The organism is Chlamydiales bacterium (assembly GCA_041395025.1).
Taxonomy (GTDB): Bacteria; Chlamydiota; Chlamydiia; order Chlamydiales; family JAAKFR01; genus JAJACP01.
In genome coordinates, this window is sequence record JAWLBH010000001.1 from 409,706 (window position 1) to 423,931 (window position 14,226).

At 35.5% G+C, this 14,226-nt stretch carries 11 protein-coding genes; 3 read left to right on the top strand and 8 right to left on the bottom strand.

The window, feature by feature from the left end; translation table 11 throughout:
- Positions 1-29: 29 nt before the first annotated feature.
- The 6 genes from R3E91_01845 to R3E91_01870 form a co-directional block, all read right to left on the bottom strand.
- Positions 30-1,979, bottom strand: a complete 1,950-nt coding sequence (locus tag R3E91_01845; GenBank protein MEZ5314942.1) for a site-2 protease family protein — start codon at positions 1,977-1,979, stop codon at positions 30-32.
- A 164-nt stretch (positions 1,980-2,143) separates the two neighbouring features.
- The gene (dxr, locus tag R3E91_01850) at positions 2,144-3,286 is read right to left on the bottom strand and encodes a 1-deoxy-D-xylulose-5-phosphate reductoisomerase (protein ID MEZ5314943.1); all 1,143 of its coding nucleotides are present in this window, start codon (positions 3,284-3,286) and stop codon (positions 2,144-2,146) included.
- A 141-nt stretch (positions 3,287-3,427) separates the two neighbouring features.
- A complete protein-coding gene (locus R3E91_01855; GenBank protein MEZ5314944.1) occupies positions 3,428-4,393 on the bottom strand; it encodes a metal ABC transporter permease in 966 nt (321 codons plus the stop codon).
- The gene (locus R3E91_01860; protein MEZ5314945.1) at positions 4,386-5,693 is read right to left on the bottom strand and encodes an iron chelate uptake ABC transporter family permease subunit; all 1,308 of its coding nucleotides are present in this window, start codon (positions 5,691-5,693) and stop codon (positions 4,386-4,388) included. Before R3E91_01860 ends, R3E91_01855 begins: the two co-directional genes overlap by 8 nt.
- Complete coding sequence (locus R3E91_01865) at positions 5,690-6,466, bottom strand: ABC transporter ATP-binding protein (protein ID MEZ5314946.1); 777 nt, start codon at positions 6,464-6,466, stop codon at positions 5,690-5,692. The genes R3E91_01860 and R3E91_01865 overlap by 4 nt, the downstream gene beginning before the upstream one ends.
- Positions 6,463-7,521 (bottom strand): zinc ABC transporter substrate-binding protein, encoded by a 1,059-nt coding sequence (locus R3E91_01870; GenBank protein MEZ5314947.1) that lies wholly within the window; start codon positions 7,519-7,521, stop codon positions 6,463-6,465. The genes R3E91_01865 and R3E91_01870 overlap by 4 nt, the downstream gene beginning before the upstream one ends.
- Positions 7,522-7,826: 305 nt before the next feature.
- Here R3E91_01870 and R3E91_01875 point away from each other — a divergent pair, with 305 nt between their 5' ends.
- The 3 genes from R3E91_01875 (at position 7,827) to lepA (ending at position 11,969) form a co-directional block, all read left to right on the top strand.
- Positions 7,827-8,330, top strand: a complete 504-nt coding sequence (locus tag R3E91_01875; protein ID MEZ5314948.1) for a hypothetical protein — start codon at positions 7,827-7,829, stop codon at positions 8,328-8,330.
- A gap of 146 nt (positions 8,331-8,476) precedes the next feature.
- Positions 8,477-10,027, top strand: a complete 1,551-nt coding sequence (locus tag R3E91_01880; protein MEZ5314949.1) for an NTP/NDP exchange transporter — start codon at positions 8,477-8,479, stop codon at positions 10,025-10,027.
- Between the two features lie 139 nt (positions 10,028-10,166).
- On the top strand, positions 10,167-11,969 hold the full coding sequence (gene lepA, locus R3E91_01885) for a translation elongation factor 4 (protein MEZ5314950.1): 1,803 nt from the start codon (positions 10,167-10,169) through the stop codon (positions 11,967-11,969).
- A gap of 117 nt (positions 11,970-12,086) precedes the next feature.
- On the opposite strand, the gene R3E91_01890 is transcribed toward lepA, so the two are convergent.
- A complete protein-coding gene (locus tag R3E91_01890) occupies positions 12,087-12,560 on the bottom strand; it encodes a DoxX family protein (GenBank protein ID MEZ5314951.1) in 474 nt (157 codons plus the stop codon).
- Positions 12,561-12,738: 178 nt separating this feature from the next.
- Entirely contained in the window at positions 12,739-14,190 is a 1,452-nt protein-coding gene (gnd, locus tag R3E91_01895) for a decarboxylating NADP(+)-dependent phosphogluconate dehydrogenase (protein MEZ5314952.1), read from the bottom strand.
- Positions 14,191-14,226 lie beyond the last annotated feature (36 nt).

Consider the following 14,226-nt stretch of genomic DNA (forward strand, 5'->3'; position numbering starts at 1 on the left):
GATTCATTGATCATGACGATCTCTATTTCTTAAAATAAACGTGAAATATCCTGAAATGTCAGAAAAATTAATAGTCCGATTAAAAGCACAACAAAAGGAATAATTAATCTCTCCATTGTTTTAGCTTTTAAACGCTTACGAGTGATCTGCTCCCATAAAGCAAGGCAGATATAACCTCCATCAAGAACTGGGATTGGTAATAAATTTAGAAAGCCAAGATTGATACTAACTGCCGCAATCCAAAAGAGTGCTTCAGGAATTCCCATTTCCCAACCACGATGAATCACTTGTATAATTCCCACTGGTCCACTGATCCATTTTGGATGTAAATATCCCATCACAAGTGCTTTCAAAGTTAAATATGTTTCTGTAAATACATGACCAAACATTATAAAGGGATTGGGATTATAATTTACAATTCGATCTTGCAGATTAATGCCAAGAAGCAGTCGTTTTTGAGCATTTTCTAGATAATCAAGCGCTTCGATACGTTTTTCCTGGTCATGAATTGCTTCTAAACGTTCCTTTTCCTTATCAAACTTATGATTTGCACGTTCACGTGCATCTTCTGAAAAGATAATCTCTTGAATGGGCTTTGGTTTAATAGGATTAAGTAATCTCAAGTTCTTGAAAGTTCTTTCTGACCCTAAAATCCCTACCTGCTGAGCAAGCCTTTGAATGGCATTGTAATCAAGATGTTCTTCAAATTCTTTATCCTCATTTTTCCAGGAAGTGTTCACATCAATAGGCACTCCACTTTTAACCATAAGCTGAACTTGATGCCTCTGTAAATGCTTTAGAATTACATAGCCATCTTCTACAGGATAACTATCAATTGCTAAAATACGGTCTCCAGGTTCAAGTTTCTTTTCAAGAGAGCTCGATTGGGAATATGAAGGAAAAGCTTGAAGTGCATTTTCTTGATCAATAAATCCAAGAAAATTTTCTATATACCCCTCACTATTGACAATATAAGGTAATACATATAAATTTTGCCATTGTCCCTTAAGATCCGCCTCGTATTGCCAATCAATCAACTCATTTTGTACATAAATAGGCAGAATTAAATCACCTGCAAATACTCGAGGTTGCCGACTTAAAAAAATGTCATTTCCCCTTTGAACTGTTAAAAGCGCTTTTTGGCTATTCAAGATATAACTGAGTTGATCAATAGAAAAAAGTATTTCTCCATCTGCCCAAATCAACTGGTCTTGATTACGAATACCACTCTCTATCATCGGCGATTTCTCAGTAATAGAGTTAGGTATGTGACCTGGAAACTCATCATAGATAAGATAACGCGCACTAGCTGTCACTCCAGTTGTTAAAATCTCTTCAGAAGAGACTACAAATGGATAATTCTGTACAGTGTAAGTAAAAGGAACTTTATTTCCGTGACTATGTTCAATGTGATAACCCGAAATGGTCGTTTCTTTGCCACTCAGCATTGAGGCATAAATGAGATCTTTAGAATTTGTAAATGTTTTCCCATTATACTCAGTTAAGATATCTCCAGGACGTACTCCTAAGGCATATATTTCAGATTTAGGGTCTACCCATCCAACAATTTGAGTAAATTCTGAGAAGGGTTTATTACGTCCACCTGTTGCCCAGATAGCTAAAAAAATGAGAAAAGCTAGAATAAAATTTGCAAGAGGTCCAGCAATAGCAACAACCATACGACGCCAAGGAGCTTTTGAAAAAAATCCATTTGGGATTTCATAAGGTTCCTGAAATCCCTCTTTTTCTTTTTTTCCAAATTCCATTCCAGCAATTTTTACAAATCCCCCAAAAGGTAACCAACCAATTTGCCAATCTACATTTTGCCAACGCCATTTTAGAATTGGACGTCCAAAGCCAATTCCAAAAGTCTCAACATTCATTCCCATTTTTTTGGCAACAAAATAGTGACCTAGCTCATGAATAAAAACCAAAATTCCAAGCAAAACCACTGCGAGGATGAAGTATAGTACTGTCATAGTAACCTGAAGATTGAGTTTATTTTTCTGATATTAAAGAGATTTTCTCAGAAATTCTTGTGATTTTCAATCAAAGAAAAAGGTATAACTTTGCAAATTGAAAAATACAAAAAAAACAAGAAAAAAAATCCTTCATACTAGGTAGGAAGGTTTTAAAATCAGGATTATTTTTTTATGGCCAAAGCCTCACTTCGTGCTTCCTGATCAACCATTAAAACAGCTTCAATGGTTTTAGGATAGGTAATACGGTGTGCACTTAACAAGTTTTCTAATTTTTGCAAAATTTCTAACCAAGCAATTTTTCCCCTCAAAAAAAGATGAACTAAAACTTCATTAGCAGCATTCAAATAACAAGGAGCACTTCCTCCCATACGCAAAGCTTCTTCCACAAGAGAGAGCGCGGGGAATTTTTCATGATCTGGAGGAAAAAATTGCAGGTTGTTATTTTTAAAAAAATCAAAAGGAGGCAGAATTTTACTTTTTCTTTCCGGATAAGTCAATGCGTATTGAATTGGATAAATCATATTTGGTTCACTGATTTGAGCCAATAATGATCCATCTATAAATTCAACAAAACTATGAACAATGCTTTGAGGATGGATAACAACTTCAATTTTTTCCCCGGGTATATTGAATAACCAACGTGCTTCAATTTTTTCTAATCCCTTGTTAATCAAATTTGAAGAGTCAATTGTGATCTTAGGACCCATATTCCAGTTTGGGTGTACCAATGCCTCTTCAACAGTTATTTTTGAGAGTTGTTCTTTTGTATGGTTGAAGAATGGTCCTCCTGAAGCAGTGAGAATGAGACGCTCAACATCTGCTATGTTCTTTCCTTCTAGACATTGAAAAATTGCACTATGCTCACTATCAATGGGTAAAAGAAGAGAATTTGTTTTTTTTATGATTTGGCTGATCAATTCACCAGCAGCTACCATCACTTCTTTACTTGCTAATCCAACTGTTTTTCCTGCTTCTAGAGCATAGACTGTAGGTTTAAGAGCAGCAGTACCAACAATCGCCATCACAACAAAATCAACTAGAGGATGAACAGCTGCTTCTAGCAATCCTTCTTCTCCGAAAAGAATCTTCTGTTTTGGAAAACGTGCTTTTAACTCAGCAGATTTTTTTTCATCAAATAGAACAACTAGCTTCGGATGAAATTTTAGGATTTGTAATGTCAAAAGATCAATATTGCTATGAGCAGCCAGAACAGAAATATCAAATAAATCTGGGAAACGCTCAACAATCTTTAAGGTAGTTGTCCCAATTGAACCTGTGCTTCCAAATAAAGCAATTTTTTTCATACTAAAAATTCTTTAAACCTGTAGAAGGTACCTTATTCTGAGGAAATTGTCAAATGGCTCTTCTTACAAAGAGATGGTTTTAAAAATTTTAACAAACAAATAACGACCCATGATAAAATCGAGCTGTTATTCAAAAATCCTCTATCCCTTCATTAAAAAGTAATGTTTTGTTTGTTGAAAGATAATCAGTAGAAGATAAAAAGTTCCCATGAGTGTAACTACAATGCCTCCTGTTGATAAACCTACCCCTTGCATGGTAAAAAAATGACGAGAAAAGGCCACTCCAATGAGAGAGGCTAGAACCCCAATCACTATACTAAGACAAATCAGAGTTGAGAGTTTATGTGTAAGTAAGCGGGCAGTAAGAGTAGGCATGATAAAAAATGCAAGAATCATTAGAACCCCAACTGCGCGAAACCCTCCAATTGCTGTTGCCGAAGTTTGCATCATTAATAAATAATTAAACAGTATTGGTGAAAACCCCAAAGCTCGCGCAAGTTGTGGATCAAACGTGGTAATTTTAAAACCATGAAATAAAAGAAAAAAACAGGCTATGTTCAAAACTAAAATTGCAATGACTCCTCGAATATCACTTTTCTGAAGCGCATCCGTATTTCCCATTACAAGCTCAGTTCCAATGTGCACATTGCGAGTAAATATTGTAACGAATACTATCCCCAAAGCAAACAGAATGGAAAAAATCAAACCAATACTCGCATCCTCTTGTAATTTCATGACTCTAGTTAAAAATTCAGTAAGAAATGTAGTCATGATCCCAGTTAAAAAAGCTGCTAATAAAAGAATAGGAATTGAAAGAGGAGCAGAGGGGTTTGGATCGCATACAAATAAACGAATGATAAGATAAGCAGCAACAATCCCCACTAAAATCGTATGAGAAAGAGCATTGGCTAACATTGTCATTCGTCTTAAAACCAAAAAGGTCCCGACAAGAGCTCCTGAAGTTGCGACTGTAGCAAGGGTCACAATTTGTATTTCATCCGTTGCAAGATGATCTAAAGGAAGGTTGCCACATAAAAACCTCCATAAACGGTGAAAAAAAAGAGCAAAAAACCCAATAAAATCTTGCCCATAATAAGGATTAACCATGATCTATTACCTCTTGACCTGAAGGGATTGGTTGATCATGGGGATCATACTTAGGATCATCTAAGAATTTAGTCAGTTCGCGCTCGAGCTCAGGGGTAAGGATGTGTTCCATTTCTTCAGCACTTTTATGAACACGTTCCACACCAAGTCCTAAGGCATTTACAAGATAAACCTCCCATAGTCGATGAAGACGAATAATTTGCCGACTCTTGTTTATGCCTAATATTGTTAGTTGATAATCCGAACCATTTTTTTCTAACCAACGATGCAAACGCAATCGAAGAAGAAGTAAATAAGTTTGAAAAAAAGAGGCTCCTTGTTCTCTAAAAATCGACACAAATGAAAGCTTCTTCCTACCCTCCATACTTATTCTCCAAATTAATTTCAGCAAATTCTCCTGCATTTGGAGATTGCGAAACTTTAAAGCTCGCCAATAGCGCACGAATAATCCTCTTTCAGGAGCAAAAAAAAGTGCATAAAAAGCAATGACGCCAGAAATCAAAACAATCAGAGGACCAGTAGGTATTCCATTAAAAATTAAAGAAAGATAGGTTCCAAAATAACCACTAAATATACCAAAAAGGCCTGAGATAATAAAAATACGGGACAAATAGTTTGTAAATTGTCTTGCTGCTGCTGCTGGAGCAATCAACATTGCTGACATAAGAATGACACCAACACTTCTAATTCCAATGACCACTGCAGCAACTACGAGAGAGAGAAAAAGTAGATTAATCAAACTAGATGCAATACCCGAAGTCTTAGCAAAAGAACCATCAAACGAAACAGCAAGAATTTCTTTATAAAAAATCGTAATTGAACTGATGACAACAAAAGCAAGTATTGCATAGATAAGAATATGTTGATCTGTCATTGTTGCGACCTGACCATAAAGATAATTTTGGATTTGACGAAAATGAGCGGTATAGAAATTCTGAGCATAACTTGCGATTGTAATCCCAATTCCAAAAGAAAAAGCAAGAGCAAAACAAAGAGATGCATCACTAGAGACTCTAACTTTCTTTTCTAAAAAATTGATTAAAAAAAATCCAATTATAGAAGAACAAGCAGCTCCAAAGAAGATCAAAAATGGAGGAATTTCATGTAAAGATAAAATTCCAGTTAATACAATAGCTCCTGTAACGCCAGGATAGGCAGCATGAGAAAGCGCCTCCCCAAGTAAAGAGCTTTTTCGTACAAAAACAATCACTCCAACTAAAGAAGCAGAAAGACACATAAGCATTGCACCAATAATGGGAGCACGAAGAACAGGATCGATAAAAATATTTAACCCAATCATGATGTCGCAAATCCATGGCTTTTTTCTTGGGAGATTTTTGTGGCTTCATCAAAAAACAGTGTCTCTCTTCCATAGGTCTTCTGAATCATATCAGGATGAAAAACGGATGCTACACTTCCTACTCCAACCAGAGAAACATTCAATAACACTACCCAATCAAAAATCTGACTCACAGAATTAAGATCATGGTGAACAACTAACAGTGTCTTTCCATGATCACGTAACTGTTTTAGAATTCCAATAATTGTCTTTGTTGATGAAACATCAATCCCGGTAAAGGGTTCATCCATCAGATATAAATCAGCCTCTTGGATTAAAGCACGAGCCAAAAAAGCTCTCTGCTGTTGACCTCCAGAAAGCTGACTAATTTGACGATTTGCAAAAGGCTCAAGACCAACCATAAGGAGATATTTTTTTACATCTTCACGATCTTTATGCGAAGGACGTTTAAAAACCCCAAGCTTCCCATAACGTCCCATAAGTACTAGGTCAAACACAGTAATAGGAAAATCCCAATCTACTGATTCACGTTGAGGAACATAAGAGACACGCTCGCGTACTTTTTTAAGTGGAGCTCCAAAAAACATAGCTTGCCCTGTAATAGGTTTGACTAGACCAAGAGCAGTTTTTAATAATGTACTTTTACCTGCCCCATTAGGCCCAATAATTGCAACAAGCTTCCCTTGAGGAATAGCAAAAGATAGATCCCATAAAACAGGAGTTTTTTCATAATTAACAGATAACTGTTGCACAATCAAAGCTGATTCACTCATTTTTCTAGCTCCTCCGCAATAACTTTTGCGTTATGAAGGATCATTTCAAGATAAGAACCGACATCTCCCATTGAATCACCGTAAAGAGTATGGGAACAAAGGCGAATTTTGAGCCCTTTTTTTAAACCAGCTGAAACAATTTTTCTTAAAGAATCGCGGCTAACGTTTGACTCAGGAAACAGAACAGGAACGTTATACTTTTCGACATGAGAAATAATTGAAACAATATCATTCACGCTCATTTGAGACTCTGGGGCTAGTCCCTCGGGAGCCTCACAACGTAGCGCCCAATCTTTTTCACCTGGTTTTGCAAGATAATGCAATGTAAAGTAGTTGAAGGCATCATGACTTGTCACTAAGTATCGTTTTTCTTCGGGGATTGTTTGCAAAAGATTGAAAATCTCTTCGTCAGTCTTTTTCATCTCCTCAATCATTATTTGACCACGTTGTTGATAGTAAGAAGCATGAGTCGGATCTTTTCTACAAAGAGCTTCTACAATCGGATCAACCGTTTGAACCCACAAGGCGACATCCATCCAAACATGTGGATCATACTCTCCATCAATAATCAGAATTGAATTAGGAGTTTTTTCAAGAAGAGGATTAGCAACGGCGATTGCTTTTGGATTGTGTTCTAAATTCTGTCTTAAGCTCAGTCCGTGTTCCAAACCGAGTCCATTGTAAAAAATAAGATCTGCAGTTAAAAATTTTTCATCATCTCCCTTTACAAGCTCATAGGAATGAGGGTCGAGTTCTCCACGAATTAGAGGAACTGAACACACATAGTCACCTCCAACCTTCTGAACAAGATCATGAATCATCGCAATCGTTGTTAGGACTTTTACCTTTCCATCTTGTTTAAACCAAGTCTGTTCTACCGATGAATGTTGCGAACATCCTATTAAGAAAAGTAACCCTAATGTTATCAAAATATTCGAAAATAACCAGATAGTTTTTAAAAAAAATACTCGACCTCTATCTATGAAAAAAAAACACAGAGCAATAAGAGAGAAAACCACATTCATCATTTTATAAAAAATTTTATTTTGCATCATGCATTTCTGCATCCTAAACCTCTTTTATCCAATCAACTCCAATTACTATATAAGCTACCAGAAAGCTCTATCTAAATGTTTAGCAAAGAGATAAAATAAACTGTTTAAAATCATTAAACCTAAGATAGTAAATGAAATTCCTTATTAGAGAAAAGTTTTTTTCGGTGTATTGCAGAAAATGTTTTCTTGTCATAGAATTTCAAAAAATCATATCAAAAAATCTCGTTTAAATTTTTAATCAACAAATTAGAGATTATTTTAATCATCTCTACTAAGTTCAAAAGATTATTTAAGGAAGGTGACTTATGGCCTTGAAGGAAAACCAGGCAAAAGACAGAGAAAATCTAAAAAAAATTATGGAAAAAGCAATTAAGAAAATTCATGGAAAAAAAGAGAATGATTTATGCAAATATCTTCCAGGTTCAGAAGGAGGATATATTCATCATTTTACACTTCGTAAACTGAAAAAACTAAACCCAACAGAACTCTTTTCTTTAATTGAACGATTTATTATTGATACAGATATTCCATCTCCTATCGAGCCCAAACCTCGAGCTCCTCGTGGTTCTCGTAAAAGGCAAGATTTTGTTCATTTTAATCGAACAGATATTGAACGTGTGCTTGCGCTCGCACGTCAAATTGGTGACACTGATCTTTTAGCCCGCTTTAGTCCTAAACGTTCTCTTCCCTCATTGAAAAGAGAGTTAATTCGAAATATTCGTGATAATCAAATTAATCAAGATTTATGGAATGCCTATTCTGAAACAATCTATACCCTTGAAGCAACTGAGTCCTATACAGAAAAATAAATTTAAATACCCATTAGATTTAATCATTCTCTAATGGGCTATTTTTAGCTTGCAATTCTTAATCATTTTGTTATAACCTTTCTTCTGAAGTTATAAAATAACATAAATCTTTTAAAAAAATTAAAACATTTTTAGGAATTTACTATATGTCAAATAATAAAGAATTTGGAAAATTGCGAGCTTTTTTCTGGCCAGTCCATGCTTTTGAATTAAAAAAAGTTTTGCCAATGTTTCTCATGTTTTTCTGTATTTCTTTTAATTACACAATTTTACGAGACACAAAAGATACGCTTATTGTTACAGCGCCAGGTTCAGGAGCAGAGGCTATTCCTTTTATTAAAGTTTGGTTAGTGGTGCCTTTTGCAATTTTATTTATGATCATCTATGCTAAACTTAGTAATATCCTCAGCAAACAGAAGTTGTTTTATGCTGTTACCACACCATTTCTAATCTTTTTTGCCTTATTTGCTTTACTTCTTTATCCAAATAAAGATCTTATTCACCCAACTGAATTAGCTGATAGACTCCAAGCCATCTTACCTCAAGGGTTAATGGGACTAGTAGCCATTTTTCGCAATTGGACTTATGCATTATTTTATGTTTTAGCTGAGCTTTGGGGAAGTGTGATGCTCTCTCTTATGTTTTGGGGTTTTGCTAATGATATCACAAGAGTTGGTGAGGCAAAACGGTTTTATGCACTTTTTGGGATTGGTGCAAATATTGCTCTACTTTGTTCGGGTCCTGCCATTGTTCTTGTTTCGGATATTCGTCGCCATATTCCAGAAGGCATTGATGCTTGGGGAATTTCATTAAACCTCTTAATGGGAATGGTTGTATGTTCTGGGATTTTAATATTAGCGACCTATTGGTGGATTAATCGCTATGTATTAACAGATGCACGTTTTTATCAGCAAAATGAAGAAAAAGCGAAAAAGAAAGACAAACCTAAAATGAATCTTAAAGAAAGTTTTGTTTATCTTGCGAAATCTCCTTACATTCTTTGTTTAGCAATTCTTGTGATTTCTTATGGAATTGCAATTAATATTGTTGAAGTCACTTGGAAAAGCCAATTAAAGCTTCAATACCCTAATTCAAATGACTACAGTACATTTATGGGATTTTTCTCTACAATTACAGGAGCAATTACCGTCTTAATGATGCTCTTTGTTGGAGGTAATGTCATCCGTCGATTTGGTTGGGGAAAAGCAGCTCTTGTGACACCAGTTGTCTTATTTGTTACAGGGAGTATATTTTTCTCTCTTGTGATTTTTCGAGACAACCTAAGTGGTGCAATTGCTGCTTTTGGTACCACTCCTTTAATGCTAGCTGTTGTAGTAGGAATGATTCAAAATATTATGAGTAAGTCTTGTAAATATTCTCTTTTTGATCCTACAAAAGAAATGGCTTATATTCCTCTTGATCAAGAACAAAAAGTAAAAGGTAAAGCAGCTATTGATGTGGTTGCGGCTAGAGTTGGTAAATCAGGTGGTTCCTTAGTTCAGCAAGGTCTTCTTGTAACCTTTGGAACAATTGGCGCTATTACACCTTATCTAGGTGTGATCTTAGGCATTACAATTATTGGTTGGATCATTGCAGGACGTTCATTAAATAAGCAATTTCTTCAACTTACTACGGAAAAACCAGAAGAAGAAAACAGTAATTTAGAGCCTCAAACGGCAAAAGTTTTGTCTTCCTAAAAAATCTATGGGATTAGAAATTGAGATATTTTCTAGATATTCTAATCTCATTGATTTTTTTTATTGATCTTTAGTAAAATCTTTTACTTTTTATAATTTTGAATTTAGTCTATACAAAGAGAATTATTTCTTTTTAAACGTGACATATCAACGCAAAAACATCCGCAATTTTTCTATCATTGCCCATATTGACCATGGAAAATCAACCATTGCGGATCGTCTTTTAGAGCTTACAGAAACAGTCAATCAGAGAGAAATGCAAGATCAACTTCTTGATACAATGGATCTTGAAAGAGAACGAGGTATTACTATCAAAGCTCATCCTGTCACAATGAATTATAAGAATGAGCAAGGAGAACTTTATCAACTCAACTTGATCGATACCCCTGGTCATGTCGATTTTACTTATGAAGTGTCTCGTTCTTTAGCAGCATGTGAGGGAGCTTTATTAGTGATTGACGCTGGACAAGGAATACAAGCCCAAAGCATGGCAAATGTCTATCTAGCTATTGAATGGAACCTCGAAATTATTCCTGTGATTAATAAAATTGATCTTCCTGGAGCTAATATAGAAGGAGTCAAACAACAAATTGCAGATTACATTGGATTAAGTACTACTCATGCTCTTGCTGTGTCTGCAAAATCAGGGATTGGAATCCATGAAATTCTAGATAAAATCATTGAACTAATTCCTCCTCCAAAAGAATTTGAAGATGACAATTTACGAGCACTTGTTTTTGATTCTCATTACGATCTCTACCGTGGAGTCATGGTCTATATTCGATTGATGAGTGGTGAGGTTAAGGCAGGGACTTCTATTCAATTTATGGCTACGGGAAAAACTTTTGAAGTCTTAGAAGTAGGTGTCTTTCGCCCTAAAGCATCTAAAACTAAATCACTTAAATCAGGAGAAGTCGGATATCTTATTGCAAATATCAAAAATGTCAAGGATATTAAGATTGGAGATACGATTACAGATCAAAAACATAGAGCTTCTCATCCCCTTCCTGGTTTTAAAGAAATTCAACCGGTGGTTTTTGCAGGAATCTATCCAGTGGATACAACAGATTTTGAAGGATTACGTGATGCTCTTGTTAAGCTTCAACTGAATGACTCAGCACTTTTTGTTGAGCAAGAAAATTCAGCAGCTCTTGGATTTGGTTTCCGTTGTGGCTTTTTGGGTTTACTGCATCTTGAAATTATCTTTGAGCGGATCATACGAGAATTTGATGTTAATATCATTACGACTGCACCTAGTGTACTCTACAAAGTGATCTTAAGAAATGGCACTACTCTTGATATTGATAACCCTGCCCATTTTCCTAATCCATCTACAATTCAACATGTAGAAGAACCTTGGATTAAGGCTCATATTATGATTCCAAGAGAATATTTAGGAGCCGTAATGATGTTAGGGAAAGACAAACGTGGCCAATGCTTACAAACAGAGACTCTTGATGCTAATCGTATTGTTTTAACCTATCTACTCCCTTTAAATGAAATTCTTACTGATTTCAATGATAAACTTAAATCTATTACTAAAGGATACGGTTCCTTCAACTATGAATTTGATTGCTACAAAAAAGGAGAGATTATCAAACTTGAAATCCGTGTAAACGAAGAGCCTGTTGATGCTTTTTCTTTATTATTACATGCTTCTAAAGCTGAAAGCAAAGGTCGGGTGATTTGTGAAAAACTTATAAAAGTCATTCCTCAACAACTTTTTAAAATTCCTATTCAAGCTGCTTGTGGAGGCAAAATTATTGCAAGAGAAACTATTGGTGCTCTTGCAAAAAATGTGACAGCTAAGTGTTATGGAGGAGACATCACACGAAAACGCAAGTTATGGGAGAAACAGAAAAAAGGGAAAAAAAAGATGAAAGAAATCGGTAAAGTTTCTATTCCACAAACTGCTTTTATGGAAGTATTAAAATCTAGTTAAAATAGACTAGAATGATAAGATCCAAACTGTCTTAATCCTAAAGTTGCAATTTTTCTAGACTAATCGGCTTATATTTATTACTTACTTTATCTAAAGTAGCCTTTTTGTGGAGAGAATCTACTCATGAATAGTACTGTTATTATTCTGTGAACATTGTTGAACCTCTCTTGGAGACTCGCGATTCATCCCTTGTTCTAATTGGACTTTTTCAGATTTTTTTTCTTCTTTCTGATAAACACGTGATAGAAAAAAATAAGTCATCGCTCCAGAAAGAATTGTCACTCCTCCTATAACCATAATTACAATCGCGTGGTGCTGAGTAAAATTTGCTAAAAATGGTAGCCGCTCAAATCCAGCTCCCATCCATCCTTGTTGAATACCATATAACATTAACCCAGCAGCAAAGAAAATAATTCCTAATGCGATGATAGTAACCAAGACTGCTTTCTGACTTCTCATCATTCCTGTCGAATCAGTAGGTTGACATTCCGAAGAGTGCAAATCAAATCTAGAGAAATTTTCTATCAATTGTTTGTTATTTCCTTCATGTACTTGTTCCCTTGTTCCAAGGATTGGCTGTGTATTCGCCATTATTATCTCCTGATTTTAATTTGAGCGGAAGTATGTTAATGAATATTCAAATATATATATATATTTAAAAAATTTTTGGTTAATAACGAGATATAATAGATTAATCTTACTTGGTATGGATTTAATTCTTAATTTTATTGTTTGGATCGTAGGATGGTAATCAATCTTGAATTTTTGATTATACTGAATAGGAAGAAGCACTCATCTTACCTCCAGTACCTGTCCAGTTTGTATGACAAAATTCACCGCGGGGCTTGTCAATACGCTCGTAGGTATGAGCACCAAAATAATCCCGCAACGCCTGAAGAAGATTAGCTGGCAAGCGATCAGAACGATAGCCATCGTAAAATGATAGAGCTGTACTTAAACATGGAACCGGAACTCCACATTGTGCTGCCTCTGAAATCACATTTCTCCATCCTTCCTGGCATTTCAGGATTTCATTTGAAAAAAAGTCATCAAGAAGAAGATTATGAAGATAAGGGTTTTTATCAAAAGCTCTTTTGATTTTTTCTAGAAAAATGCTTCGAATAATACACCCTCCTCTCCACATTAGAGCAACCCCTCCATAGTTCAAATTCCAACGATAATTTTTCGAGGCTTCTTGCATTAGCATATAACCTTGCGCATAGCTGATCATCTTAGAAGCATAGAGCCCATGAAAAATATCATTGATGAATAGCTGCTTATTCCCTTTGAATTTTTTGACTGAGGCTGGTAATTTTTTGCTGGCAATCACACGCTCTTCTTTCAAAGCTGAAAGACAGCGAGCAAAAACTGCCTCTCCAATTAATGTCACTGGCATACCCATTTCAACAGAATTAATCGCTGTCCACTTTCCTGTCCCTTTCTGACCAGCAACGTCAAGAATTTTATCCAAAAGAAAATGGCCATCTTGATCACGAGTACGAAAGATATGACTAGCAATTTCAATAAGATAGCTGTTAAGCTCTCGTTTATTCCAATCTTCAAAAATATCCCCAATCTCTTCAGCTGAAATATCTAAAAGATTTTTCATTAATGCATAGGATTCACAAATCAACTGAATATCTCCATATTCAATCCCATTATGCACCATTTTCACATAATGACCTGCTCCTCCTTCTCCGACCCACTGACAACATGGTTCTCCATTTTCGACTTTTGCTGCAATATCTTGAAAAATCTTTTTGACATGTGGCCAAGCTTCTGGATCTCCACCTGGCATAATTGAAGGACCATGGCGTGCTCCTTCCTCACCACCTGAAATTCCGGTACCAATAAAATAGATTCCTTTTTTTCTTAAGTACTCGCATCGTCTATTGGTATCTGGAAAGTGACTATTCCCTCCATCAATAATAATATCCCCATTTTCTAGAAGTGGTTCAAGAAGGGCAATAAATTTATCAACTGGATCTCCAGCTTTTACCATGAGCATGACACGACGAGGAGATTTCAATTTAGAAACAAATTCCTCAAGTGTTTTTGTCCCCATAATGTTTGTCATTTTTGCGGGACCAGTTAAAAAATCCTCCACTTTAGAAGTTGTACGATTATATACTGCCACTTTATAGCCATGATCATTCATATTTAATACAAGATTTTGTCCCATCACAGCTAAACCAATCAAACCAATATCTGCTTGCGTCATATGCCACCTCTATTGTCAGGATATCACTTGTTTAAG

Coding starts and splice junctions, on each gene's coding strand:
- R3E91_01845 (MEZ5314942.1), bottom strand. CDS start 1,979: ATGACAGTACTATACTTCATCCTCGCAGTGGTTTTGCTTGGAATTTTG.
- dxr (MEZ5314943.1), bottom strand. CDS start 3,286: ATGAAAAAAATTGCTTTATTTGGAAGCACAGGTTCAATTGGGACAACT.
- R3E91_01855 (MEZ5314944.1), bottom strand. CDS start 4,393: ATGGTTAATCCTTATTATGGGCAAGATTTTATTGGGTTTTTTGCTCTT.
- R3E91_01860 (MEZ5314945.1), bottom strand. CDS start 5,693: ATGATTGGGTTAAATATTTTTATCGATCCTGTTCTTCGTGCTCCCATT.
- R3E91_01865 (MEZ5314946.1), bottom strand. CDS start 6,466: ATGAGTGAATCAGCTTTGATTGTGCAACAGTTATCTGTTAATTATGAA.
- R3E91_01870 (MEZ5314947.1), bottom strand. CDS start 7,521: ATGATGCAAAATAAAATTTTTTATAAAATGATGAATGTGGTTTTCTCT.
- R3E91_01875 (MEZ5314948.1), top strand. CDS start 7,827: ATGGCCTTGAAGGAAAACCAGGCAAAAGACAGAGAAAATCTAAAAAAA.
- R3E91_01880 (MEZ5314949.1), top strand. CDS start 8,477: ATGTCAAATAATAAAGAATTTGGAAAATTGCGAGCTTTTTTCTGGCCA.
- R3E91_01890 (MEZ5314951.1), bottom strand. CDS start 12,560: ATGGCGAATACACAGCCAATCCTTGGAACAAGGGAACAAGTACATGAA.
- gnd (MEZ5314952.1), bottom strand. CDS start 14,190: ATGACGCAAGCAGATATTGGTTTGATTGGTTTAGCTGTGATGGGACAA.